This is a genomic window from Enterobacter sp. ECC-019, assembly GCF_043974075.1.
GTDB lineage: Bacteria > Pseudomonadota > Gammaproteobacteria > Enterobacterales > Enterobacteriaceae > Enterobacter > Enterobacter asburiae_D.
Window position 1 is genome coordinate 39,468 of the sequence record NZ_CP143760.1, and the last position, 23,669, is coordinate 63,136.

Here is a 23,669-nt window from a genome sequence, read left to right on the forward strand (position 1 = left end):
GGCAGGTGTGTGGTGAAGGCGGTCGGACTTACCCTGGGAGGTCTGTATAACGTCGTGCATTCAGGACTGTGCACATCGCGAGGTGTGCTGATCGTTATACAGAAGTCAGCAGAGGACATAGTAGGGGAAACCCGAAGGCCCGAACAGTAATGAGTGGTGAATACCACCGGAGGTTCTGAACGGTCATGCAGCAGAAAACGCAATGCGACCCCGATGAGAGCAGAAGAGGTGAAGCCCCGAACCCTGCCACGTTGGGTGTTGAAACCGCGCAGACACACCCGGAACGGCAAAACCCGTCGTCCGGGGACAGCCTTATGGGGGCTATCTTCGCATCTGAAACGCCAGTGGCCGGAAATACGGAATAACCTGCTGGCAGGGCAGTATAAGCTGCAGCCAGTCCGCAGGGTGGATATCCCGAAACCCGGAGGGGAGGTACCCTACATTGATGTACGCTGAAATCTGGTTGCTCCCAGGCGCAATGCCTAGGTGAAATAATTACAGAAGACCTATCCAATGCGTGTTATAAGCGAGTATGAAAACCTCCACACTGGTGGTTGAGAGGCATGGCATGAAATTACGAATCACAAGAGCAATCGGCCTCAGCAAGTTCTCGCCGCGTTGGGTTAAGGTTATCTGTTTACGGTTAGCAAAAAATGATATTGAGCGCTCCCTCAATGCTCTTCTGGCCAACATTGATGAATCTGAGCTCTCTCCAGAGCAAATCAAAGCGTTTAGGGAATGTGTTGACAGGATTAACCTGGCACGGGGTAAGGGGATGCAGGCGTGAGCACTTTTAATTAAGCATTTTTCGATGTTGCTTTGGCAATGATGGCTTTTATCCAAAAAATTTGGCAGGTGAAAAGTAGTCTAAGCGTTTGATAAAAGGTAAGCCCAAACCATATATGCGCGGCGCGTTTGCAGCGCAAGTATCGATGACAGGCCGACACGAGCGGAGCTCTCGAAAGCCACATATGAGTTGGTCTGTTATTCGCTCAAGGCGGACAGTGTGGCCTGCGCCAGAACATGCCATTCAGGCGAAAATTTACTTTATCACCTGCCTTCTTGATCTCCCTTAACCAGTAACCAGCACAGATCCTACTAAGCATCTTTTCGGATGCTGCGCGGCGGGAATCCCTCAAGAAATATGATAATCAAGCAATTCGCATAAAATCATACTGAATGTGATATTTATCATTAATAACAAAATCATATCTGATATGATGCTTACTCAATGCAATGTAAATCATACGAAGTATGATTTTTGTCTAAACCGGACATGTTCAGACGGAGCGTGCAGGATGGATGAGAAAGACATGAATTTTACACTCAGCTATGAGCAGCTGACCCGGGAAGCAGAAGATGCGATTAAAAAATGCCATCTGAACCAGGACGGGACGGGTTATCCCCTGGAACTGGGTAAGGCTTCTGCCATTCTGGGCTTCTGGTATGGCCTGGCGCTGTGTGGTCTGCCAGGTGCACGGGAATGCGGGCGTGTGGAAGCCGACTGGCAGCGTCTCAGCGGCCTCGTTCATCAGCGTAAGGACGGTGGCGCGTGACGAAGCAAAACACACGTCGCCCTTCACCGCTGCAGCGCCGGGTGCTGATTGTGCTGGCCGCCCTCGGTGCGAAACGTCATGGGCCGGTGGCCACGCGGGATATTGAGCGGGTGCTGGAGCAGGGCGGGGACGCCCCGGTGTACGGGCCGAATCTCCGCGCCTCCTGCCGGCGCATGGAAGCGGCGGGCTGGCTGCGCACCCTGCGCGCCCCGAACCTGCAGCTGGCCGTCGAGCTGACGGAGGCCGGTCGCGGCATTGCAGAACCGCTCTTCCAGGCAGAACGCGAGGCTGAAACGGCACGACAACGGCTGACAGACGTCCGGCGTCTGCCGTTACGCCAGACGGCTGCCGGTGATGCGGTGGAGCTGCAGCTGGATGACGGCTATTACACCATCAGGGAAGCGGCCTACGTGATCCGTCTGGACGGTACCACCTGCCTGCAACTGACGGATGCCGGCGGCATACGACGGATAAAAGAGGGCGATCCCCTGCAGGTGGCCAGCTGGTATCAGACCTGTTTTGATGCTGGCCTGCCGGTCACCATCCAGGTGAATGAGAGCCGGAACTGACGGCCACCACAAACAAGGAATGAGAACAGAAGAATGAAATTAACAGAACCCAAGCTGAATACGCTGATCGATAATCTGAATGTCCTGATTTGTGAGGACAGCCTGCTGACGCGTCAGGAGCGCGAAGATTTGGTCCGGGCCGTCGCCGCCATCGGTGCCATGAAAGCGCGCGTCAGTATTAAGAAGTCCAACGTTCCGGCAGCGTCGAAACCAAAGGAAGAGAAACAGGAACGTGTGCCCGACCCACGTTTTCCGCATGCCGGCGAACCCTGGCGGGAAGAAGAGGGGACTATGCTGCTTGATGCCCTCGAATCCGTACCGGACGAAGCGGTGGGCGTTCATCTGTTCTGGCTGGCCGAAAAGTTGGGGCGTACCCCCTACAGTGTGGCCTGTAAGATAGCGGCTCTCCGGGACATGCCAGAAGAGTGGAAAGATCAGTACCGCAAGGTTTCGGATGATATTCGCAAGTCAGGCCTGAGCATCAGCGATTATATTCAGCATAACGGGCTGAATTAACCGCTTTCCGTCCTGTTCTGTTGGAACACGGGGTTGTCTCATAGACAGATCTGAAGCGTACCACTTAAGATAAGCGACTTCTTCCCGGTGCTATTGCATAAATTACATGACCAGACAGGAATGGCTGTTACGCCTAAGACGCTGTACTTCCAGAGACACGCTTGAAAAAGTGATAGAAAAAAACAAATACGATCTGACCGACGACGAACTGGAACCCTTTAATGCAGCTGTTGATCACCGACTGGCAGAACTGACGATGGGAAAGCTATATGACCGGGTACCTCCAGGTGTCTGGAAATTTGTTAAATAGAATGGGTGACCTTATGAGTTACGGCTGGCTCTTCGAAAATCCAGATGATGAAATTTCCGGTGATATTTATATAGCTCTGGAACAACTCCCTCCGGAGCTAAAACAGGTTGCTCTGCAAATAGTACAGAATCAGATTGATCGTGATACTGCAGAGAAAAAACTGGCAGATCTAATACAGAGACTCGAATTTGATATAACCGCAGCAGAACTATCAGCGTATCTTTTTAAACCGGGTCATGCCTGACAGCTTACCCGGTAGCGATAACAATGGAGATCGACGGAGGACTTCACTTTTGATGCGGGATCAGCGTCCAGCGGATGGTTTCCATCAGAAGTTGATAGTGCACAGACGGGCTTTTATCCAGCCGCAAACCCTTCTCCCAGCACTCATCCGAAAATTTTTCCGCTTCATTACCGTTACGCTCATCAGGCTGCCGGCTCTCAAGCCAGCGGATCTGTACTTCATGTGCTTTGCTGTTCATGGCCTTAGTCCTTACCGCGTTAGTGGGTGACATCCCTGATTTTGCTGTCACGACACGACACGACAAACACATCAACACATGATAAATTAATAATGCAACTTATTAATATTTAACATAAAACGCATTAAGCGAAGTTGCAGGTGTAGCAGCTAAAATACGGCTCGGCCACTGACATATCCATCTCATCAACTAACAGGCTCGATGAGTTCTGGTCCCTGGTTCTTCACATTACCAACAGCGCGCGATACGGAATGCCATATGAAATGATCAGCTGACAAAGCTCCTTCAGCAGCAATTTCTTCAGCCTCCTTGCCAGACACGTCCTGTTTCATCCATTCCCGGGCAGCTTCCGGAACCAAGACAAGCGACCGCCGTTCATGTATATCAACGAGGCCTTTATCAGCTGCGGACGTGACAATCAGAAATCCTTCGGCCTCATCACCACGCTCAAATGGGGTGCTTCCAATCGCGGCCATGAATATTGGCTGGCCATCTTTACGGTGTATAAAGTAGGGTTGTTTCTTATCGCCTTCCTTCTTCCACTCGAACCATCCATCAGCAAAACAGATAGCCCGGCCATGCAACCACAGCGATTTGAACATTCTGCTCGATGCGGCTGTTTCCATCCTGGCATTTATCAGCGGTGTCTTATCCCACCAACCAGGCGCATATCCCCAATGAACAGGATCGAGGTGCAGCTGTTCGTCACGTTCGCTCAGCAGTAATACCCTTGTACCCGGGGCAACGTTGTAGCGGCCGATTGGTACCGGGTCATAAGTAATATCCCGATCAGATTCATCAGCAATCAGTGACAGGTAATCTTCGCGGGTCATCGACTGGGAAAAACGTCCACACATACACACCTCCTCTGGGCAGACTCAAAGTATAGATAATGCCGCGTCAGCGGCATGGAGGCGCCAGCTGAAGTTAAATGGAGTAGGGGTCTGACGCTCAGTGGAACGAAAACTCACGTTAGGGCGATAAAAGTCGTCTGAAAAATCAATTAATGGACAGTGGCGTTCGTTAATTGCCATTTACCGATTAAAAAAAACACCGTTTCAGGAGAATTCCTCAATAGTCATAATATATTGATTTATAGAATAAAAATCACTTAACGCGTAAAGCCGTTCCGTTGAGCGTCAAACCCCTGATACAGTATACTTTCGCCTGATTAGGGAGGACGTGATGGCTATCAGTGAGAAAGACCTGCTTGAGGCAGGTTTCAGCAAGAGCGAAGTGGACAATTTACAGGGCCGGCTTGCAACAGGCGGAGGCACCATGCAGCATCTCATCGATGCGCTCTCACGGCGCTTCCGGGTGTCCGTATGGATCACGGTCGCGCTGGTTCTGGTTATGCTGGTCACCCTCATTGCCGGCAGCCGGACACACATTCTTTCCGGGGGCATGAGTTCCCTTGTAGTCCTGATCATTGCCTGGGTGACCTTTCCGCCTGCGCTTGGCTGGAAAGCATTCCGCCTGCAGAAGACTATTTCCCGGAAGGCTCGATAGTCAGTAAATCAAGCGCCACTTTGGCTTTAACACCCCATCCCGCAATTTTAAGCGCCATCGCGGGACGTGGTGTGCCGGATACTTTCCTGAAGAAATCGGGCCTGGTCCAGTACCACAGCCGTTGTGCTTCGGGTTTCAGCCTCAGGCCAAACGCGCCGTAGACTTCGCTGAAGAGTGTGACAGCCTTATAGGTCCCCAGCCCCTGCTGCCGGCTGAAGCCCAGAAATTCTGCGATCTCCATCGAGCCGTCAGCGAAAATTCCCTCCGTCTGCTTATCACCGAGCAGGTTGTGTGCGGCCTCACGTGAAATAGTGTTAAGCCCGTTAACAACAATCACGGCACCGGCCACCACCCCCAACGGCGTCATGGAGGACATCATGACGATCCCACCAAAGATAGCAGCTCCGGCTACCACCACATCAACAGCTGAGATGATGTAACCTACAATTTTGTTCTCGTGCCGGACAACCTTCACCTCGGCATAGAGTTTTGCATAGCCGGTTTTGAGTGAACGGGACTGTTCGAGCAGACTGGTGTTCTCTGCGCGCAATGCCTGCAGGCAGGCCATACAGTCATCATCCGTTTTTGCCCGGCGCGCGGCCTCAAACTGGGCCAGGATGAATGCCCTGATCTCATCCACAAACTGAATCCGGATAAAACCATCCTGAAGATGCATAGCCGCTACCGTGTTGGCCGTATTAACCAGTTTTCTGGCCTCCAGGTTGATCATGGTTTCCGCCCACGCTCGGGGATTTTGGCCGGGTAAAAGCAACGTGTCCATTTTATCGCCTCGTTTATCTGTATTTGAAAGTATATTTGTAACGGCTCGTAATCGAAATCCCTCCGGCTCGCAATCCATTCCACCGGGCTCACAATAACTGCAAATCAACTTCCTCATATTGGCAAACCGACTGCCAGCATTCTGTCGCGTAGTTCGGCTGTGCGGGCTGGGTCTATCTAACGAGAAAGCGCCGAGTCTGACAGTGTGGCGATTATCGGTTTCCCATGTGTTTGGTATCCTGCATACCATTGCCAGCGTCTGGTATAAATGTATCTTCTGCTCCTTAACCAGGCCTGTTAAATGCCGGGTTCCGACCTTATGTCACTGGCGTGTCGCCTTGCTGTCATGGTGGTGTCGTATACGGTGCCGGGTTGATGTGCAAGTATTATCACAGGCATTGCAGAGAACGGGAACAATGATGACTGTAGCTGAAAAAGTGAAAACATATCGTCTGACAAAGGCATGGTCGCAGGAACAGCTGGCTGAAGTGGCCTCTCTTTCTGTAAGGACCGTGCAGCGAACTGAAAAAGGCCAGAAACCGAGTCTGGAAACACTCAGTGCGATTGCTTCAGCCTTTGGTGTAAATGTCTCTGCACTCTCGGAAGAGACTTACGTTGCCAGCCAGGCTCTTGATGAACGCATCAGCGAAGCCAAAATTCAGGTGGCGCAGGAAATCCGGTTTTATCGGATTCTGGTTACTGCTGTTCTGGTATGCACAGTATTAATGATAATTAACTATCTGTTTACCCCGGAAAGTTACTGGTCCGTTGTGGTAGCTGTCATATGGGGAGGACTTGTCATATTCAGGGGAATACGCGTCTTTATCATGCGAGGGAAAATCGCCTTATGGCAACAACGCAGGTTGCAGAAAATTCTTCGGTCAGGAAATAAAAAATCGGATAACAAAACCACCGAAAATTAATGGGGTGCCGATTCACCTGTACTGAAAAAGATTAACTTTCGTAACTGGGACAACTTATGGATATTGCACATTTTTTAAGAGATACCCCCGTCTGGGTATGGATCCTGTTGGCTTTTTTACTGCGACGCGGCTTTGCTGCTCTTTATGACCGGGAGATGACAACTGGACGGTTGTTTTTTCTTCCGGTGATTTTTCTTGTCTGGGGGGCATATGGTGTTATCACTGAGACAGCACTTGCTGGCACAAGCCTTGCAATGATGGCAGTTGGACTGCTCGCAGGTACCGCTCTTGGATACCGGTTGTGGCGCTCACAGCCACCGCTGAGAAATTCAGATAATCCGGGCCTGATTGTCAGGGCCGGGACGCCGCTGACCCTGGGGCTGATTGTGATTACTTTTTGCATGAAGTTTATTCTTACCTCTGCCATTTATCTGCAGCCAGGATTACGGTCATCCGCAAGTTTTTGTATGTTGTTTGGCGGTGTGACGGGACTTGTTGATGGCGTATTCTGGGGGGGGACCCTGAGACAATTCATACCCTGGTACAGCAAAAAATGATTAACCGTAACTGCCTGTAATTGAAGCCTCTCCGACCCGCGATCAATTGTTGTTGGCTTACGCCAGATGAAACCGATAATTTCGATTCATTAAAAAACTCAGGCTGTTAATCATGGTTACCTCTATATCTGAGAGGTACAATCTATCTATTATTGCAGGAGGTTATGTTGTGCGTACTCGTCCATCGTCTCGTTTGATAGTTCTTTCACCGGAAAATCGCGTACTTCTTTTTCGTTTCATCCATAAAGCAGATGCATTGAGTGGAAAATCTTACTGGGCTACTCCCGGGGGAGGACTTGAAATCAATGAATCTTTTGAACAGGCAGCCTTACGTGAGTTAAGAGAAGAAACTGGATTGACAAGAAGAACTGTGGGACCACAAGTAGCCTCCCAAAGCTTCACAATGATGCTACCAAGCGGAGAAACTGTTCTGGCGGAAGAGCGTTTTTTTATTATTAATACTGAAAAATCAGATATCGATTGTTCCGGATGGAGCGGGAACGAAAAACAAGTTATCCATGATCACCACTGGTGGACATTAGAAGAACTCACACATACAAATGAAACTATCTTTCCACACGATTTGCTTATTGACATACTTGCTACCCGATTAATGGACACCCCGACGATATCCCCTTCCTGACGTAATAAAAGGCTGTTTCACTCACAAGGAAATATAGAGATTCTGAAATTTAACTCCAAGTCTAATGACATCGAGAGATATATTTAATGCCGCAGTTAAATAATACTCTGATGGTGAGGGGGGCGTCGCCCGTCATAGCCGGTTACCGTTTTGACAAGTTCAGCCTGCCCCTGTAAGTATCCCACATCCCACTAAATATCTCATACAGCCCGGGCTGTTAGCGCAGTTCTCTGATGTCTCGCTGAACCTCCTGTTCCCGGATATGGATAGCGGTTCTGGCACCCTGGTCGATTATGCCCTGTTCTTCAGCTCTGAGGAGTCTGTCCTCCTGCTGCAGCGATGTACGGCGCCTGGCATGTGTTTGCTTCTCTCCGGAACCTGAGGTGAGGTGTTCGCTTCCTGGGGGCGTCATTTTCGCCTCATCCTGGGCCTGTGATACCGTGATGAGCCTTACCGCTGCAGCTGCAGGACCCGCTATCTGGATCGTCATGGTCAGTAAACATAACAGCAGTTTGCTCGATCGCACTTTCAGACGGACTTTCATTTTTATCCTTTTAGAGGTGGCCAAACTTGCCAGCCTCGCATTTAATGGTAAATCTGCCATCATCACCGATTAATTTCATCAATCCCTGTCCGTCTCTTTACTTTAGTTCTTCGAGAATTTTTCCGGAAAAACACTGCCAGGGAAAGTATGGACAGACGTCTCAACCACAACCATCTCAGGCGTGGCGGTAACCCCGAGCCGGTCCTCATCACTGATTACTTTCAGGTTGTTGACGTCTGGTTCATGTCATAGTTAACCCCTTTTTTATCATCAGGAAAAGAAAATCGTTTATCGGACATATTATTTCCAGAGCAGCCGTTAAATTCTCGTATCAAAACATCGAAAGCTTCTTCATGCCGCTTCAGCGGCATAGAGGCGCCAGCTGAATTTGAATGGAATATCATAGGCAAATGGCGCCGTAGCCCGGCGTAGCCGGTTTCCGTTCTGAAAGGTTCTGCCTATCCATCCCTTACCCTGCTAAGCCATACCCGCTTAAAACGTCACAGATGCATCTTTACGCGGTCGGAGTGGCCCCGGCAAGGCGTTAGCCGCAGTCGGGGCGTATCTCCGCGTTAGCGCCGTTCAGGCGCTTACGAGCGTGTACTCAGGAACTCACCGCAGCACCACCCAAAGCGATGAAAAAGAGTAGTTACAACACCCATCATTAAAAGCGATGGTGTTCCCCGGCCTTCGGCCGGGGGCGGCGGCGCTTTTCAGTGGTGGGGAGGGGCACGGGATGTCAGAACGGCGCTGGTTTATCGCCATAAGGGAATATTTGTATGTTGTAACTACTTATTCCGGGGCCCGTCGCATGGCGACGGGAGGTACTTATGCTGTTTCCGAACCGGCGCGACCGTCAGGTCGCTGCAAGGGCGGTCATTCTCCGGAGCCTGTCCACAGGTCAGGCGATGAACAGGTTGTATTCTTAAAGGATTAATAAACAGGAACTTTAAAAGAGGTACAGAGCAGGTTTTTAAAAGGAACCACGCACTTTGAACGTCTGACGGCTGGCGCCCTGTACGCATAACGATTTTAACCTTAGGGAAAATTCCCTTGCAGTTATTTGTGGATAACGGAAAGCCACCGAAAAAAAACGACACCGGCGATAAAATTTCTGGCCACTTTAGCATCAGGAAGGTGGGATAGCGGGTAAGGCGGGGGCCTCGCTGTTCAGATAATCAGCAACAGCGGGCAACAGACGTGTGAAAGCCTCCGGCGCTGGCCGGATTATTTAAGGAAGGAACGTTATATGGGGACAGTGGCCAGTCGCGTGTAGTTGTTCCCGCGCGACATCAGCATGCGCTCCTGCACGCGGCGCTCAACCTCACGCTTCAGCGCGTTATGATCGCCCCTGAAGCGGCCGGTGGCGTATTCGCGGGTCAGTTGCTGACGAACACGCGTCTCTATATCCTTACGCTGCCGTGAAGCATCCCGCCGGGCAGTAGCCCGCTTCTGGCCATGAGATTTTCGTTCAGCCTGATAGCTGCGAAAACGCTCCCGCACATACCGCCACGCTTTTGCGATCAGTTCGTCCATCTCCAGCGGTTCCAGCTTCTGCTTTTTACGCTGCAGGTTTTCCCACTCCACGCGGCTGCGGCGCGCGCCCATCACGGCCACCTCAGAAAAGTCGAGCGCGGAAAACAGGGCCGGGGTGAACGTGATATCGGTCGGGATGTTACAGCCAATCTGCGGATCATACTCAGTCTGATAGGTGATCAGCCCCAGCTCCGCCAAAAACTTCAGCGCCCGTGTGGCGCGGGTGATGGACAGATTGCCGCTCCTGGACTCGGTGGCCAGGCAACACTCGATGGCCATATTCGTAATCGAACGCTGCACGCGATTGGCCAGCGGATCGTAATGGAAACACATTGCCTGCAGGAGAGCGTCAATTGCGCGCCGGCGTAACAGTGGTGGCATCCGGTGACGCTTACCCAGGGAACGCATAAACGCCACATGGATGGAAAAATCAAAGCGGGACGTGAAGCCTTCGGCTTTCGCCATCAGCTTACGGCAGAACGACAGCGTCTTTTTCCCTTCCCGCGGTGTAAATTCAGGGTTGGGGTTTTTTACCTGACGGTAATGGGTGTGTCGTTGTGACGTCTGTTCAGTCATCCCCGCCTGCGCTTATGTTGCGCGGAAGGAGTGAGCACAGAAGGTGTTGAACTTTTCTGAGCATAATTCTATACTCCCTGCATAGAGCAACAAACTCTATACAGTTTAAGTAGGCCCCGGTAATCTTCTACTCCGCCAAGAATGGAAAGATTATCGGGGTTTTTGCTTTTCTGGTTCCGGGTAAATACCTCATCAGAACCAGTTCCCTGCCACCTTGCGGCGTGGCCAGCCAGCAATCTCTGAACGATCAGTAATCTAGCATTCATAGCTGCCAGGATCAAGAATGTGACGTCGTTACACCGATCCCAAGCTTCGCCGACTCCATTTCTATGAGCTTTTCAATCATTTCCGCCTGGGTGACTCCGGCACTTTCGCACATGAGTTGGAGCTGGCTTTTAAGTGAGTCCCGGACAAACACTCTCACCTCTTTGTGCGTCGTTTTTTTACGCGCCACAGCTTTCTGCTGACGTTCCGTTGCAGAGAGCGGATTTCCCTTTCTGTAGGACCGTTTTGGTTTTCGTGAGGAAGTAATTACTTTTACGACCTGTGACATATCTGCCTCCTCAAGCATTTAACAAATACCTGGACAAAGATACTACACGTCTTAAGAGGCAGCGAGTGTCTGTGTTATTTTTTGTTATATAACCTGCCACCGTTGGCGCAGTGAACAGGCTATCACCGGAGTGGATTCAGTACGAGGTTTTCCAGTCTTTACCCATTTCCCACCGGGACTGCCAGTGCTGCAGATAGGTGCTGGCCAGTACCGGATAATCCCGGATAACCAGGGCATTCTCGGAATTACTCTGTGCCCCTGCCCGGGTGTAGTTAAACGAACCGGTTTCCACATTCCGGTCATCCGTGATGATGACTTTGTCATGCATGATTTTAAACTGGCTCACCGTGCGAACGGGGATGCCGGCATTGACCAGCAGATCCATCGCGGCCGCCCCTGCACTCCCCTTCTCCTTGTTGGCTTTCCAGTCCAGCACCACCCTGACATCCACCCCGCGTTGCTTCGCCTGTACGAGCGCACGCGAAACTTCCGGCGACGTAAAGCTGTACCCCATCAGCCGGATGCGCTGTTGCGCCGAATTAATGGTGTCCAGCACCAGCTGCAGCGCCGATCCTTCCGGCGAAAAGCCCGCCTGTACGGTTGGCTGGGCAGCAGCACCAACGGAAACAAATAAACAGACGCCCATGAGCCCTGACAGGATTGAATGTTTCATCATTTATTCCCCTGCGCAGTCTTGATGGCCTGCTGAATATTCTCTGCCTCGGTCATACCGGCAAAGACCGTGGTGTTATTTACCGTTGCGCCATTAACCGGCATCACAATAATACCCGGCGTACCGCTTAATCCTGCCGTGGTGGCAATATCGTTAATTTTTGTCAGCGTCACATTAATACTGTCTATCGTTTTCTGGCTGAACTGAACATTATCCGAGACTTTTTCGATAACCTCTTTCGTCAGCCTGCCCTCATTCATTCCTGTGCCGTAAATACCATTATGATATTTCAGATACGCATCAGCCCCCTTTTCCTTCCAAACCTGAAGACCGGTCTTCGCTGCCAGCAGCGAGGATGGCCAGCGACTGCCAAATACCGGCCATTCCATAAAGTAGTAGCGCACGTTCGTGTTAGCTTTCATGACCTTCTCCAGCTCCGGAGCCAGCCTGCTGCACCAGATGCACTGGTAGTCAAAAAACTCGACCACCATAACCGGACTGTCAGCGGGTCCCCAGACGGGGATAGTGTTGTCCTTCACGATCCTGGCCTGTTGGGCCAGGGCAGCCGACTTCAGTTCACGGGTCTGTTTTTCCTGCTGCTCCTGCTGCAGCGTCTCACTCATCTGAATAAGCAGGTCCGGATGCGCACGCATATACTCTGCTGCAATTTCACCGATACGGGCCTCCTGTTCGGGGGTAAATACCGGCGTGGTTGCTCCGGCCTGTGAATAAACCATATTAAATGTCAGCACAGAAATAGCCGACGCGATTAAAGCCGTTTTAAGCTTCATAAATATCCTTTTTAAATACAGTGCGGTCGAAACGAATATTATCACCCCGCCAGCGTATTTAATGACGCCGGCAGGTATGAGAGGGATATACAGATAAAATTAAATTAAAAAAGACGGGATTAAGCGATATCGTTCTGAATTCGGGCCTGCTGCCGGCGCTGTTTTTCCATCCGCAGCTGCGCATACTGCTCCTCATCAGGGGTTACTTTACTCACCGGATGGCCGGTTAAGTCAAACCGATCGGCACCGGCAACCATCGACGACAGATAGATGTCTGAGCGCGTGATACGTTTCAGGCATTTAATAACCTGCTTATGGGACAACGGTATCCCGCGTTCGGCCATATCGGCAAACATGGCCTCTCGCACGGCGAGGGCCAGCAGGCGGGGAGTCTCGCCGTCAAAGAGCGCTGGCCACCAGGTCTTCAGCGTGTCGACCGCCTCCTGCAGTGCCGGCAGCCGGAGATAACGCACCGCCCGGTCGGCTTTCTCCCGTTTCTGGGGGGAAACGGTTTTTTCCGGACTTACCTGAACGGCTCTGGCCGGGGTCTCCTGTTCCGTTTTTCTGGCCAGCTTTTCCTTCTTCACTTTCCACGCCGGCGGTGTGGTCACGTTCACCACCTGCTTCCGGCGGACAACACGGGGTACATCGGTACCCGGCCCGGTTGTATTTTCCGCCGGTTTGCGCTTCAGGCTGAGCGTGGGGCGTTTATCTTCCGTCATAGGTTGAGGTATTCCTGCAGTTAATACAGAAGGGGTAAGATACGACAGGTTCACTGCCGGGTCATCCTCCCCGCGTCTGTCCGTCATATTTCTGTCCCGTCAGCCCGCCAGTATGCCGAGCACCGCGAGGTGAACGACGTAAAACAGGACAAAGAAATCCGCCGGCCAGAAGCGTTTAACCTGCTTTCCCGTATCCGCACAGACGGCCACCACCAGAACCGCAATCGCCAGTCCGGCCACTGACTGCAAGGCATCAGACGGGTTCATCAGCAGCACCATCACTGCCCACAGTACAGCATAGCCCGTTCTTTCCACCGGCTCAGTGGCGCGGCATAACCGGTAGCTGTTGATCAGCATAAACATCCCGGCCAGGCCATAGCTGTCCGTGGACAGGGGCAGCCAGGCCACCACAATAGCGATGGCCAGCAGAATGCCGTTGCGGGTCCGCAGGCTGAACCAGCGCATCGCCTGCCCCGTCACGGCAAACGTGAACAGAATATTCCCCATGTACCAAGGATACCCGATCAGGATGAACGATCCCTGTGCCAGCAGGGCCCAGCACCAGAGCGGGTTCAGCTGTGACTGTCGGATGTCACGGTGTCTGGCCAGATTCATCCCCCAGACCAGCCCGAACAGCGGAAAACAACCGCGCCCCAGCAGGCGCATCACCTCATTATTCCCGGCCAGTAGCAGGCCGGTGTGGTCCGTCACCATCAGCACCAGGGCGACCGTTTTAATGATATCCGTCTGTCCGGGTGTCCAGGTCAGGAGGCGCTGCAGCCAGCTGTCCGTCATGGTGAGAAAGGTGTCCTGTGATCTCATATTATCGTCCTTTTCAGCGCTCCGGCAGGTGGTCCGATTTTAATCGGAGCGCATGCCGGAGCAGACAAGCCGCAGGCGCGTCAGTCGCCCCCGAGCGTTTTTTCCCGGACCATATCCCGTTCAATTTGCTGCAGACGTTCCTGCTGCTGATTGTCGGCAACCACTTTCTGGACAGCCTCATTTCTGAGACGGTTTTCCGGTTCATCAGGCAACGGAAGCCGTTCACCCTGGCCTTTCTGTTGTGCCAGATCGCGAACCACATCCGTAATAATGTCCCGGATCTGCTCTCCCGCTTCCCCCTGTTTACGCTGTTCACCGGTCAGTTCGCGGGCCGTTTCCTGTGCCCGTTTCTCCATTTCGCGGCGCTGCAGTTCTTCCGCCGCTTTCCGGGCGAGCAGGTCCGGAGGTAAGGTAATATCCGCACCGGGACTCACCGGCTCCACCGCAATACCATCGCCCCAGACCCTGCCACCGGTGATGGCACCCGGGTTACAGGGACGGTCATCGCCGGCAAGGCGGACAACCACGCCGCTGTCAGGATTATCCCGGGCAATCCGGACACCGTCCCCCATGCTGCCTGCAAGGAGACTTTCCCCGTTCCGGCTCTCCTGCAGGGCAACAAAACGCGCCTCTTCATTTCCCATAATGCGCCCTTCACCCCCGATGGCCTGCAGCTGGCCGTCCTTATCCGTCAGGGGGCTGAGCCATATCCCGGCGGCTTTCCCGTTGCGGTCAAACGCCGGCAGGGCCACGTACGGTAACGGATACTTTTTCCCAGGGGAGATGAATTTTCCGGGCGACTGCCCGCGTGCAATCCCGGACTGCTGCAGCGCTGCCCGCCCGGCCGGGATTTCCGTAAGCGCCACGGCCCGGCCAAACAGCAGCGCCGCGTTTTTGACCGCACGGTCATCGCGGGGCTCCAGCACATCGTGGGCGCTGGCTTTTTCCTGAGAACGGCTCACCGCGTTCGTCCAACCTTTCCGGTCGTCGGTATAAACCTGCGTGTGCTGTTTCATACGGGAAAGTGCCACATACGCCGATTCGAAACTGACCATCCGCTGCCGGGCGCCGGTGATACCTTCCAGCTCAATGGAAAAGGATTCACTGGCCCCCTGCGCGCCGTGCGTGGTGATGGCATAGGCCAGATCGATATGGGATTCCGCTTTATCGGCTGACGGGGTGACAACACGGGTATTTTTGCCGTCGGTTAGCGTGACACTGTCACCCACAATGCTGTCCACATGCCAGACGCTGTTCGCCACATAGCCGCGCTCCGCATCACTTTTACTGAAACGCATCCTGTCTCCTGGCGAAACGGTGATACGTTCCTGCCGGTATAACGTCACGCCTTCCGCTGACGCTTCGCGCGGCGAGATGAGCCGTTCGTCCCCAGCCTCCGATCGCAGGGTGATCAGCTGGTTGTCCCTGTTGACCTCCACAATCTGGTGGTACTGCCGATCCACCAGGGCAACAGCCCCCTTATGCTCTTCCCACGTCCCCATCCTTCGCAGCTCTCCGTCCCGGATATTACTGGTGACCAGCACCGGCAGGGTCACGCTCTCTTCACCCAGTTCACCGGCCCGCATCTTCTCATCATGGATCATGCTGTTCAGGACACGACGGTCTTCATTCAGGTGGGTGATGATAAGCGTCTGAGCCTGAGCGTCCGGCGTGCGGCCGGTGTAATCCTTCACAATGGCCTCGTAGAGACTGGCCGGCGAGATACCCGGCAGGACGTCTCCTTTTTCAATGGCCTCCTGAATGGCTTTCTCCTGCTTTGGTGTGAATTCCATCACCGAACTTTCCGGCACCCATGCGTTGTCCTTACGGGGCACCTGCCCGGGTTCGACTTTTTCAATGGTGGCCAGCGCGCTGTGAATATCCCGGTCAATGAGGCTGTAGACCGCCGGGCGCAGCGCCGGAACCTGACGAACGATTTCCTGCATGATGGCCACATCCGCCGCACTGCGCTGCTGCATCAGACGGAAGGGTTGTCCGGGAGCAATGGACTGCAGCTGATCGGTGTCGCCGCTGGAGACGGCCCGGCCGCCGCCGGCGACAATCAGGCTCATCGCCTTCGCGGTATCTGACAACCCCAGCATCGAGCTTTCATCCAGAAGGAACAGCGTGTTACTGAAGTCCGGCGTCTGGCCAGCGCGCGTCAGTAACTGCGTGTCATGGAGGAAAGACGCTGTCGTCTGCGCATCCACGCCGGCAGCCTGCATTTCCCCCACCGCGCGGTGCGTGGGGCCGAGGCCTACCACTCTCGGGCGGGTCGCCTCCGGCAGGATATTCACGGCCGCCATCACCGCCCGGAACTGGGTGGTTTTCCCCACCCCGGCATAGCCCTGCACCAGGGTGAAACGATCGCGGGTTTCCAAGATCAACCGGGTGGCGGCCCGCTGGCCGGCAGTCAGTCCGTCCATCAGTTCAGTGGGCACTTTCTCCATCAGGGGCGACACGGCTTCCTTCCCCTGCAGCACCATCGTCAGCAGGCTTTTTTCTGCATCCCAGGTCTGGCGTGAAATCAGCACGTCATTGCCGTATCCCCGGGCGACAGGTACATGCAGCAGATCGCCCGCCTGTATCTGTTCCCCGATAGTCTTCTCAATGTCGGCAAGCGGTATCTTTCCGTCAGAAAACTCATGCGCGGTAACCAGCAGTTGCGGGCGGGTGAAGGTGAGTTTGTCGCTTTCCAGCACCGGAAGCGCAAGGTGGATCGCCTGCTGCTCCGGGGTATGCAGCTGACGTTTCTGGTGCGCAATGGCCGTATTAATCTCCTGTTCCCCGGAGCGGCTCCTGATCTGCTCGGTCACCACGCTGAACGCAGGATGGCGCCCGAGTTTCTCAACGGTTTTTTGCTCACTCTGCGCGGAATAGAGGCGCACCTGCGTACCGCTCTGGGCCAGCGCGTTAAGGGTGGCATTATCCAGCTCCCGCTGCGCCAGCGAGGCAAATACGGTGGCCGTCTCGCTGACTGAACGGCCCGGATTTTCCACCCACCCTTGACCGACCTTGACACCTGTAAAGGGCGTATTGCCGGCAGCCAGCTTCTGGGTGGTCTTCTGTCCGGGATGCTTTACAGTCAGGACACCATTCTCAGCTTTCAGGACCTGAACAGTATCCCCTCCCTTCAGGCGAGTTTCCGGAATTTTCCCCAGAATGGACAGACGCTCTCCTGCAGCCACAGGCAGCTGCTGAGGGCGAAACAGGGACCAGGTGTTGTCCACGGCGGCCAGTTTAAGATTCAGGGAGTCCCCTTTCTCATCCTTCAGGGTCAGGGAATTGCTGACGGCCGTTACGCGATCGATAACGAAGCGGTCATGCACCCGCTTTTCCGGGTCCCACCGCTCCATCACCATGCCTTCCCGGTAATTGTCGCGTATGCCCCGGGTCTTGCTGTCCAGCCAGACGGGTGTCAGCGCGGTGATGGTTTCCTCGCGGTTGCCTAGCAGACCTTCATTCCGGAGGCTCTCACGGATCATCCCTGTCAGCATCCCCTGTTCACGCGGCCCCCGGATTTGGGCCACGCTTTCATGTCCCTCCCGGACACTGGCCACGAAGTCACTGGCCATCCTGCCGTAACGCTGGTTTCTCTCCGGCTCACTGATAACCGATACAGCAGTCTGTTTCCCGCCCTGCCATTTGTACGCCGTCACCCCGCTCTCCTTCATGACAGCCAGCGCGCTCCCGGTCCCGGTGCGTTTTCCACTGTCAGACATAAGCACCTGAACATTATTGCGCATGGCGCCGTCGAGCATCGTGAGGGTTTCTTTCAGGCTGAGTTTCTCTGCCTGGTCGATAATCAGCGTGCCGCCAGGCACAAAAGCAGTCCCCTCCAGCAGGGCGTTTTTCCCGGTAATGGTTTCGCCGGCCAGTCTTTCCTCCTTCAGCAGGAACTCACGCGAGCGGGTATCGGCGGCAATAATATGCACATCCCGGCCCTGCTCTCGCGCCATCATGGCCAGTTCGGCCACGCGCTCGCGCTGTCCGGCTGCGCCGCCCTGTCCCGAGACAATCGCCATTGCCGGTTTGTCCTGAGCCAGGACCGTGACCGCATCACTGAACGGGGACTGGCGTTCGACACCTTTCCCCGGTTCCACCCCCACATGGTTCTGCCGCAGGATTTCCTGACTGAGGGCCCTGACTGAGAGTTCATCCAGAACATGAATACCGGAGGTGAAAATCCCTTTTTCCCGGTCGAGCGGGATCAGCTGTTCCCGCTCAATGGCAGTGTCAATCCCGGCTCTTGCGGTTTGGATAACGCCGGGCCGGGCTTCGAGCTGACTGACGGTTCTGGCCAGCAGTTCCGTGTAGGTAAACTGCACCTTCCGGTCACTCAGGGCGGCAATGGCCCGGGTGACCACGTCATCGATATCCGGGCTTGTCGGTTTTGACGGCGGACTGACGTCCCGGTTCTCCCGGTCCCGGTTGACCACCTTATCGCTACCCGGGCCTGCCGGTATTGACGGCGGACTGACGTCCTGGTTCTCCCGTTCCCTGTTGACCACCTCATCGATATCCGGGCCTGTCGGTTTTGACGGCGGGCGAACATCCCGGTTTTCACGCGCCCGACTGTCGGCCTCTTCACGATAGCCCTTCAGGTCGAAACCGGTTTCTTTGAGGGTCTGGAGCCACTCCGTCATTTTCTGCGCCGGATCGACCGTCTCTTTCGCCTTACGGATATCGAGTGTGGCCACATCCCGCGACTTCAGTGAGGCATCAGGACCAGCCGCCTCACTGATTTCCTGCGTGCGGGTGGAAAAAGGGGCCACCGGGACCCCTTTCATCTCCCACATACCATGTTTACCCACCACTTCCGTTTCGTAACCGAGAGCCTCAACCATCGGTTTGAACATTTCGCGGTAGATTTTTCCAAAAGCAATCTGGTTGGCGTACACGTTCTCGATAAAACCGGTCTTGCCGATCGTATCGGTCCCCAGCGTCTGCCATTTGTCATCCTTCTGCGTGGCGTTAATGACTACCGCGTGGGTATGAATCTGGGGCTCCTGATTACGGTTGGTATCATGGTTGAATGTCGCAACAATCAGGTTACCGGTCAGCACGGTTTCCGATTTTCCGTCCGTCATCACGCGGGTGGACGCCAGGGTTTCCACCTGCCGAATGGCTTCCGAGACCGCCCTGTTGTGTGCATCGATAAGGCGCTTGTCGCCGCCCAGCATCGCCATGACTGACACACTTTTTGGCGCAGAGAAGGTCAGGTCATAGCCCGGCCGGTGCTTGTTAACCCCATCCTGAAGCCGTGACAGGTCGCTGCCGTCCGGGAGCTTCCCGTTCAGCATGGCGGTGAACAATGCCTTATCCACCGCCTTTCCTTCCAGCCCCAGGGCCTCAGCCCCCTTCCCCTGCCAGCGCTCATCCATGCTGCCGATGACGTAGTAATTATCCTCTTTGGTGTAATACCCACCGGCCTTATCCGCGGATTTCACTGAGCCAATCGACATCATCAGAAGTTACTCCCCAGGTCGATATCATCATGGCCACGATGACTATGATTGATGTTCACCTCTTCACGACGGTGCATATCCCGCTGGACATCAGAGCTGGTCTGCCACTCCTCCCAGGCCGCCATATCATCAATTTCACCATACTCATTCACGCCAGGCGGCAGGACGTCTTCCGCCTGAGACTGTTCCTGCAGTTCCTTTTCAACCCCGCCTGCAGGTGCAGCGGCACCACCGGATGCCGGTGCGGCTGTCGTAGCCGCCTTCTGCGGCCGCGCGGGCACAGCAGGCACAGCGGGTACCCCGGCCACTATTGTCGGCCTGACCTCTGCTGCAGGAACGACAGACTCAGCAGCGGCTACCGGCGCATCAGGCTCAAACAGCATCCGGGCACTCTGTCCTTCGGCCTCACGGGCCGCGAGGACGGCCGCCAGTCTGTCATCAGCCACCTGAGTGAGCTGCCGCGGGATAAAGCCTTCGGCAATTTTGGGACGGGGTTTGTATTTCAGGGCCAGTTTCACTGCCGGGTACGGGCCAGGGAGCGTGACGTAGCAGGACAGGTCGGGCAGCGCCTGAATATCGGAGTAACTGACAAGGGATTCCCGCTTCAGCTCCTTGCCGGTGGAGACCCCGTCACGTACCGGGTCCGCGCCATAGGAATAGTTTTCGCTCGCTTTCTTGTGTTCTTTCTCACCGATTTCTCCGGCCGCAAACTCCGCAATCCCCTTACTTGGTGAACGGAAGAATGCCCGGGTGTTCATGACGTCAAACAGCGTGGCGGCGGGTTTCACGCCGTAAATATCTTCCAGCTGGGCATAGGACTGGATACCGAATACGTAGCAGCCACCGAATTTACGGGCCTCCGGGAGGATCTCCACCAGATCCGGCAGCTTGTGCAGCGTCGGAAGTTCATCGGCAAAAATCCAGACACGGCGGCTGCGGTTTTCCCCCATGGCCAGCAGGCCACGTATGGCAATACTGAGCCACATCGAAATCACCGGTTTCAGTGACGCGTGTGTGTCTGCATTCGAGGAAATATACAACCAGCCATTCGGCTGGTCTTCGCGAACGCCCCGCATCCAGTCACGGATAGTGAACGGTTCGCCGTTCTTTTCTATCCCCCGCAGATAGCGAATGGCTTTCACATAGTTGGTTAATACCGCACGGATGGAGATCGCCGTTTTCTCGATTTTTTCTTCGACCAGGTTCGCAGCCGGCGTGCTTTTAAGGTACTCACGAAGCTTGTCGATTTTGATCGACAGCATGGTATCGACCAGCTTCTCGTAGCTGCGGTCCTTGTCGTCCCGCATCAGGTAGGCCCCCTCCGCGAAGATAGTCCGGCCTGACCCCTGCCAGAACGGGTCCTCTTTGTTTCCCATCGGGATAAGCGTGTTGGACACGTTGTCAAAATCAGGCAGGGTGATACATTCCTTCCACAAATCCCATGCCGCACAGCGTGAATCGAGCGGGTTGAGGATTTTATCGATGGCGGGATCGTAATAACTTTTCACAAACTCACAGGAACGGTCGTAAATGATGGCCATATCCCCGCGAGCCCGGACGTAATTCAGGAGCCGGCGGATTACCTCTGATTTACCTGACCCGACGGTACCGTGCAGACAGAAGTTCTGGATTTCAGAGTCGCGCAGGATGGGCAGGTCACCGATCTTAATATCCGAGGCCACACCATCCCGCTTCATCAGCCGGGCCACCTCTTTCGGTTTATCTGAGAGCTTACGCCCGCCGGTAATTTCATCCTCACTCTGCTGCTTGCCCTGGTGTCCCAGCACCCAGCTGGCCACAAAGAAGGCCATAATACAAATGACCAGGGAGACCACTGCGGCAAAGACAAAACCTGTCCATAGCTGTTCGCCACACCAGACCGTATATTTATCTTTCAGGATTTGCTCAGAGGTATACTGCAGCTGATGACCATAATAATTGATGAAATATACAGGCTGAGAGCGGATTAAATCCCGCATCGGCCCCAGTGTTGTACACCACCAGTATACCGAACCGTTCACAAAGGTTTGCCAGGTGAGCCGGTACATTAATATCAGGCCGCACAGCACCCAGAATAAAAGAAACAGTACATAAAATATAATATTGGCAATCTGGCCAAACATGCGAAAGCGCATGCTGGCTATTTGACCGCCCTGCGTCATGTCTTTGGCGTTAAAACTCATGGCAATAATCCGTCAGTAAACCATTGAGGGGAATAAAATGAATTCACAGAATTGAACAATATGGAGACGTTCGGCTTATCGAATATTCATAGCGCCCTGGCAGTGGGGGCACGTCGAGTGTGATAAATGATCCCCTGCCGTCTCCGGGTGAATAATCTATGTTACACACAGACCCGAACAGGGAATACAACGCGGTACAAACCGCGCCGGTACCAAGTCCGGCTGACGTATTGAAATTCACATAGTCGCACGTCTCAGCCGGGTAAAAATGACAGGGCAATGTGGTATCACCCTGTTCAACTTCGGATATCGTGACCGTAATTTGTTCCATCGACATATTCTCGTTTCATTGTTTCCGCTGAACGCGGCAACGCCTCACAGGCACACAAAGAATTTGCGTACCTGCTCACCGTTTTTTATAACTGAAGTGCGGATTTATCCGGGCAAACTGCAGGCCGGTATTACGCCGGGAAAAGCCCGGACAGTTCCGGGCCGGATTTTATTACAGGATATTAGAGATTGATTTTGCGAGCTGATCTTCAAGTACCGGCTGTGCTTCCGGGAACTTAAGGTTAACTTTATTGGCATTCGACACTACGCGGGTCTGGTATTTATGCTGGTTTCCCGTTTCTGAACTGGTCTGAACCTTCGCGCCTGAAGTGCCCTGGCGGAGTACAGCAACATTATCAGTCTGGACTTTGGCTGTGGTTCTCTCCGAAATCTGGACATCCGTGACCATTGTATAATTGATGTCTTCCACCATCGCATCGGCGGCCATGCCAACCAGACCAGCGGCCAGGCCAACGCCCAGCGTTGCTCCGGCTGAATTCGAGTTGTAGGCCGTAATCCCGGCGCCCAGGGCGGCGGCAGTCGCAGCCCCCTCATATCCCTGACTCAGCCAGCCCTGCGATTCCCTGAGGTCCATTTTGTCGGCCTTCAGGACGTTAGCCTGGATCCAGTAACCTGCCGTATCGGGATTCGTGACGACCTGGTAGCCTTTGGCTGTCACGGCGTTGGTAATTTTAGCCTGCAGACCACTCATATCCTTATCGGAGGTATTTTTAATCTGAAGGTATACCGTGCGATTATTCGATGGTTCCAACCAGATGGTTTCACTCATTTGAGTTTTGACATCCAGATTGCGTTTTTTAATTGCGGTACCCATCGCACCACAACCAGAAAGAACCAGCACTGAACTCATGACTGCCACAGCCACGACGTTATTAAGCTTCATACAGAATCCTTGTACTCATCAATAAAGGTGGGCGCACTCAATATTGATTATATGAGTGCGTAGTAACAATATATCAAAAACAAACCGTAATTATATAAAAAACCACCACCAATAATAGTGGGATTTAATCACGGCGATCAATACCATAAGGATTGCCAGTGACATCAACATTTCCTACCATAGGAAGCCCGCTTGCTGGATTTATATCCGAAGATATTATCGAAATGTTATCCTTTTGCCATCCAGATTCATTATAGGCATCGCCACCATCATTTATAAAGTGAGATGAATCAATCATATTGTTCGGCTCAAGTGAATTAAATTGATGCTCAATAATACTTACTTGATTAGTAATGGATGTTTGCGTCATTGCACCTCTATATACATTCGTATCGAATTTTTTTCCCATGACGGACTTATGAAATAAAACAAACCGAAACGATTTATTCATCACAAGCAACGGATACAATACGTTGAGAAAAAGGCATGCAATTGGACTCAGAAACGCGCTTATACAGATAACAATCAAACATAGATATAGCTTGTCGTTAACAATCTTAGGAAGGTTCTTCCTTCTAATCTTCCAGAAAACATAGCCAAAAATCGAAAACCAAAATGATAATGTGATTGTTACAAAAATTGTTACAGAGGGTTCCCAGTCAGCTAAGACACAAGATAAGACCTGCAGGATCAGCAGTGCTACCATTTTATTCATACCCCCT

The 23,669-nt window shown here is 53.4% G+C and carries 25 protein-coding genes and 1 pseudogene; 11 read left to right on the forward strand and 15 right to left on the reverse strand.

Annotation, left to right across the window (positions count from 1 at the left end; translation table 11 throughout):
* Nucleotides 1-568 precede the first annotated feature (568 nt).
* From V1566_RS23350 to V1566_RS23375, 6 genes are all read left to right on the forward strand, one after another.
* On the forward strand, nt 569-787 hold the full coding sequence (locus V1566_RS23350; protein ID WP_047400308.1) for a hypothetical protein: 219 nt from the start codon (nt 569-571) through the stop codon (nt 785-787).
* Between the two features lie 526 nt (nt 788-1,313).
* Entirely contained in the window at nt 1,314-1,556 is a 243-nt protein-coding gene (locus tag V1566_RS23355) for a hypothetical protein (protein ID WP_395306108.1), read from the forward strand.
* A gap of 50 nt (nt 1,557-1,606) precedes the next feature.
* Nucleotides 1,607-2,125, forward strand: coding sequence for a hypothetical protein (locus V1566_RS23360; protein ID WP_395306126.1), 519 nt, complete (start codon nt 1,607-1,609; stop codon nt 2,123-2,125).
* Between the two features lie 33 nt (nt 2,126-2,158).
* The gene (locus V1566_RS23365) at nt 2,159-2,641 is read left to right on the forward strand and encodes a DNA-binding protein (protein WP_395306109.1); all 483 of its coding nucleotides are present in this window, start codon (nt 2,159-2,161) and stop codon (nt 2,639-2,641) included.
* 106 nt (nt 2,642-2,747) lie between these two features.
* Nucleotides 2,748-2,951, forward strand: coding sequence for a hemolysin expression modulator Hha (gene hha, locus V1566_RS23370; RefSeq protein ID WP_032713766.1), 204 nt, complete (start codon nt 2,748-2,750; stop codon nt 2,949-2,951).
* A 13-nt stretch (nt 2,952-2,964) separates the two neighbouring features.
* Complete coding sequence (locus V1566_RS23375; protein WP_395306110.1) at nt 2,965-3,195, forward strand: hypothetical protein; 231 nt, start codon at nt 2,965-2,967, stop codon at nt 3,193-3,195.
* Nucleotides 3,196-3,238: 43 nt separating this feature from the next.
* Here the strand turns inward: V1566_RS23375 and V1566_RS23380 are convergent, their stop codons facing one another.
* The gene (locus tag V1566_RS23380; RefSeq protein ID WP_395306111.1) at nt 3,239-3,433 is read right to left on the reverse strand and encodes a hypothetical protein; all 195 of its coding nucleotides are present in this window, start codon (nt 3,431-3,433) and stop codon (nt 3,239-3,241) included.
* A 185-nt stretch (nt 3,434-3,618) separates the two neighbouring features.
* The gene (locus tag V1566_RS23385; protein WP_395306112.1) at nt 3,619-4,290 is read right to left on the reverse strand and encodes an SOS response-associated peptidase; all 672 of its coding nucleotides are present in this window, start codon (nt 4,288-4,290) and stop codon (nt 3,619-3,621) included.
* A gap of 328 nt (nt 4,291-4,618) precedes the next feature.
* On the opposite strand from V1566_RS23385, the gene V1566_RS23390 reads away from it, so the two are divergent.
* Nucleotides 4,619-4,942, forward strand: a complete 324-nt coding sequence (locus tag V1566_RS23390; RefSeq protein ID WP_395306113.1) for a hypothetical protein — start codon at nt 4,619-4,621, stop codon at nt 4,940-4,942.
* On the opposite strand, the gene V1566_RS23395 is transcribed toward V1566_RS23390, so the two are convergent.
* Nucleotides 4,920-5,723: a DUF4225 domain-containing protein gene (locus tag V1566_RS23395; RefSeq protein WP_395306114.1), complete on the reverse strand. Its 804-nt coding sequence runs from the start codon at nt 5,721-5,723 to the stop codon at nt 4,920-4,922. The two genes, V1566_RS23390 and V1566_RS23395, sit on opposite strands and share 23 nt — an antisense overlap.
* A gap of 415 nt (nt 5,724-6,138) precedes the next feature.
* Between V1566_RS23395 and V1566_RS23400 the strand changes: the two genes are divergently transcribed.
* The 3 genes from V1566_RS23400 (at nt 6,139) to V1566_RS23410 (ending at nt 7,845) form a co-directional block, all read left to right on the forward strand.
* A complete protein-coding gene (locus V1566_RS23400) occupies nt 6,139-6,645 on the forward strand; it encodes a helix-turn-helix domain-containing protein (protein ID WP_395306115.1) in 507 nt (168 codons plus the stop codon).
* 56 nt (nt 6,646-6,701) lie between these two features.
* The gene (locus tag V1566_RS23405) at nt 6,702-7,202 is read left to right on the forward strand and encodes a DUF6622 family protein (RefSeq protein ID WP_395306116.1); all 501 of its coding nucleotides are present in this window, start codon (nt 6,702-6,704) and stop codon (nt 7,200-7,202) included.
* A 169-nt stretch (nt 7,203-7,371) separates the two neighbouring features.
* Nucleotides 7,372-7,845 carry an NUDIX hydrolase gene (locus V1566_RS23410; RefSeq protein ID WP_395306127.1) on the forward strand — a complete coding sequence of 158 codons (474 nt, stop codon included), beginning with the start codon at nt 7,372-7,374 and terminating at the stop codon, nt 7,843-7,845.
* A 217-nt stretch (nt 7,846-8,062) separates the two neighbouring features.
* Here the strand turns inward: V1566_RS23410 and V1566_RS23415 are convergent, their stop codons facing one another.
* The 3 genes from V1566_RS23415 to tap all read right to left on the reverse strand — a co-directional run bounded on the left by V1566_RS23415 (nt 8,063) and on the right by tap (nt 10,565).
* Nucleotides 8,063-8,389: a hypothetical protein gene (locus V1566_RS23415; RefSeq protein ID WP_395306117.1), complete on the reverse strand. Its 327-nt coding sequence runs from the start codon at nt 8,387-8,389 to the stop codon at nt 8,063-8,065.
* Nucleotides 8,390-9,634: 1,245 nt separating this feature from the next.
* On the reverse strand, nt 9,635-10,501 hold the full coding sequence (gene repA / locus V1566_RS23420) for an incFII family plasmid replication initiator RepA (protein WP_395306118.1): 867 nt from the start codon (nt 10,499-10,501) through the stop codon (nt 9,635-9,637).
* Complete coding sequence (tap, locus tag V1566_RS23425; protein ID WP_395306128.1) at nt 10,494-10,565, reverse strand: RepA leader peptide Tap; 72 nt, start codon at nt 10,563-10,565, stop codon at nt 10,494-10,496. The genes repA (V1566_RS23420) and tap overlap by 8 nt, the downstream gene beginning before the upstream one ends.
* 58 nt (nt 10,566-10,623) lie before the next feature.
* Here tap and V1566_RS23430 point away from each other — a divergent pair.
* A pseudogene (locus V1566_RS23430) lies at nt 10,624-10,755 on the forward strand (replication protein RepA).
* A gap of 23 nt (nt 10,756-10,778) precedes the next feature.
* Here the strand turns inward: V1566_RS23430 and repA (V1566_RS23435) are convergent.
* From repA (V1566_RS23435) to V1566_RS23475, 9 genes are all read right to left on the reverse strand, one after another.
* Nucleotides 10,779-11,054, reverse strand: a complete 276-nt coding sequence (gene repA, locus V1566_RS23435) for a replication regulatory protein RepA (protein WP_395306119.1) — start codon at nt 11,052-11,054, stop codon at nt 10,779-10,781.
* Nucleotides 11,055-11,190: 136 nt separating this feature from the next.
* The gene (locus tag V1566_RS23440) at nt 11,191-11,727 is read right to left on the reverse strand and encodes a phospholipase D family protein (RefSeq protein ID WP_395306129.1); all 537 of its coding nucleotides are present in this window, start codon (nt 11,725-11,727) and stop codon (nt 11,191-11,193) included.
* Nucleotides 11,727-12,518, reverse strand: a complete 792-nt coding sequence (locus V1566_RS23445) for a DsbA family protein (protein WP_395306120.1) — start codon at nt 12,516-12,518, stop codon at nt 11,727-11,729. The genes V1566_RS23440 and V1566_RS23445 overlap by 1 nt, the downstream gene beginning before the upstream one ends.
* A gap of 119 nt (nt 12,519-12,637) precedes the next feature.
* Nucleotides 12,638-13,240 (reverse strand): fertility inhibition protein FinO, encoded by a 603-nt coding sequence (locus V1566_RS23450; protein ID WP_395306121.1) that lies wholly within the window; start codon nt 13,238-13,240, stop codon nt 12,638-12,640.
* Nucleotides 13,241-13,339: 99 nt separating this feature from the next.
* On the reverse strand, nt 13,340-14,062 hold the full coding sequence (traX, locus tag V1566_RS23455) for a type-F conjugative transfer system pilin acetylase TraX (RefSeq protein ID WP_395306122.1): 723 nt from the start codon (nt 14,060-14,062) through the stop codon (nt 13,340-13,342).
* Between the two features lie 80 nt (nt 14,063-14,142).
* The gene (gene traI / locus V1566_RS23460; protein ID WP_395306038.1) at nt 14,143-19,530 is read right to left on the reverse strand and encodes a conjugative transfer relaxase/helicase TraI; all 5,388 of its coding nucleotides are present in this window, start codon (nt 19,528-19,530) and stop codon (nt 14,143-14,145) included.
* Nucleotides 19,530-21,713: a type IV conjugative transfer system coupling protein TraD gene (traD, locus tag V1566_RS23465; protein WP_395306039.1), complete on the reverse strand. Its 2,184-nt coding sequence runs from the start codon at nt 21,711-21,713 to the stop codon at nt 19,530-19,532. Before traD ends, traI begins: the two co-directional genes overlap by 1 nt.
* Before the next feature lie 502 nt (nt 21,714-22,215).
* Nucleotides 22,216-22,947, reverse strand: a complete 732-nt coding sequence (gene traT / locus V1566_RS23470) for a conjugal transfer complement resistance protein TraT (RefSeq protein WP_395306040.1) — start codon at nt 22,945-22,947, stop codon at nt 22,216-22,218.
* 124 nt (nt 22,948-23,071) lie between these two features.
* Nucleotides 23,072-23,662 (reverse strand): hypothetical protein, encoded by a 591-nt coding sequence (locus V1566_RS23475; protein WP_395306041.1) that lies wholly within the window; start codon nt 23,660-23,662, stop codon nt 23,072-23,074.
* Nucleotides 23,663-23,669: the final 7 nt, after the last annotated feature.

Bases quoted from the DNA above. Each gene is read 5' to 3' on its own strand.
- V1566_RS23375 (WP_395306110.1), top strand. From the start codon at position 2,965: ATGAGTTACGGCTGGCTCTTCGAAAATCCAGATGATGAAATTTCCGGT.
- V1566_RS23400 (WP_395306115.1), top strand. From the start codon at position 6,139: ATGATGACTGTAGCTGAAAAAGTGAAAACATATCGTCTGACAAAGGCA.
- V1566_RS23390 (WP_395306113.1), top strand. From the start codon at position 4,619: ATGGCTATCAGTGAGAAAGACCTGCTTGAGGCAGGTTTCAGCAAGAGC.
- V1566_RS23445 (WP_395306120.1), bottom strand. From the start codon at position 12,518: ATGAAGCTTAAAACGGCTTTAATCGCGTCGGCTATTTCTGTGCTGACA.
- V1566_RS23380 (WP_395306111.1), bottom strand. From the start codon at position 3,433: ATGAACAGCAAAGCACATGAAGTACAGATCCGCTGGCTTGAGAGCCGG.
- hha (WP_032713766.1), top strand. From the start codon at position 2,748: ATGACCAGACAGGAATGGCTGTTACGCCTAAGACGCTGTACTTCCAGA.
- traI (WP_395306038.1), bottom strand. From the start codon at position 19,530: ATGATGTCGATTGGCTCAGTGAAATCCGCGGATAAGGCCGGTGGGTAT.
- V1566_RS23355 (WP_395306108.1), top strand. From the start codon at position 1,314: ATGAATTTTACACTCAGCTATGAGCAGCTGACCCGGGAAGCAGAAGAT.
- repA (WP_395306119.1), bottom strand. From the start codon at position 11,054: ATGTCACAGGTCGTAAAAGTAATTACTTCCTCACGAAAACCAAAACGG.
- repA (WP_395306118.1), bottom strand. From the start codon at position 10,501: ATGACTGAACAGACGTCACAACGACACACCCATTACCGTCAGGTAAAA.
- V1566_RS23440 (WP_395306129.1), bottom strand. From the start codon at position 11,727: ATGAAACATTCAATCCTGTCAGGGCTCATGGGCGTCTGTTTATTTGTT.
- V1566_RS23385 (WP_395306112.1), bottom strand. From the start codon at position 4,290: ATGTGTGGACGTTTTTCCCAGTCGATGACCCGCGAAGATTACCTGTCA.
- traD (WP_395306039.1), bottom strand. From the start codon at position 21,713: ATGAGTTTTAACGCCAAAGACATGACGCAGGGCGGTCAAATAGCCAGC.
- V1566_RS23405 (WP_395306116.1), top strand. From the start codon at position 6,702: ATGGATATTGCACATTTTTTAAGAGATACCCCCGTCTGGGTATGGATC.
- traX (WP_395306122.1), bottom strand. From the start codon at position 14,062: ATGAGATCACAGGACACCTTTCTCACCATGACGGACAGCTGGCTGCAG.
- V1566_RS23395 (WP_395306114.1), bottom strand. From the start codon at position 5,723: ATGGACACGTTGCTTTTACCCGGCCAAAATCCCCGAGCGTGGGCGGAA.
- V1566_RS23450 (WP_395306121.1), bottom strand. From the start codon at position 13,240: ATGACGGAAGATAAACGCCCCACGCTCAGCCTGAAGCGCAAACCGGCG.
- traT (WP_395306040.1), bottom strand. From the start codon at position 22,947: ATGAAGCTTAATAACGTCGTGGCTGTGGCAGTCATGAGTTCAGTGCTG.
- V1566_RS23350 (WP_047400308.1), top strand. From the start codon at position 569: ATGAAATTACGAATCACAAGAGCAATCGGCCTCAGCAAGTTCTCGCCG.
- V1566_RS23475 (WP_395306041.1), bottom strand. From the start codon at position 23,662: ATGAATAAAATGGTAGCACTGCTGATCCTGCAGGTCTTATCTTGTGTC.
- V1566_RS23415 (WP_395306117.1), bottom strand. From the start codon at position 8,389: ATGAAAGTCCGTCTGAAAGTGCGATCGAGCAAACTGCTGTTATGTTTA.
- V1566_RS23365 (WP_395306109.1), top strand. From the start codon at position 2,159: ATGAAATTAACAGAACCCAAGCTGAATACGCTGATCGATAATCTGAAT.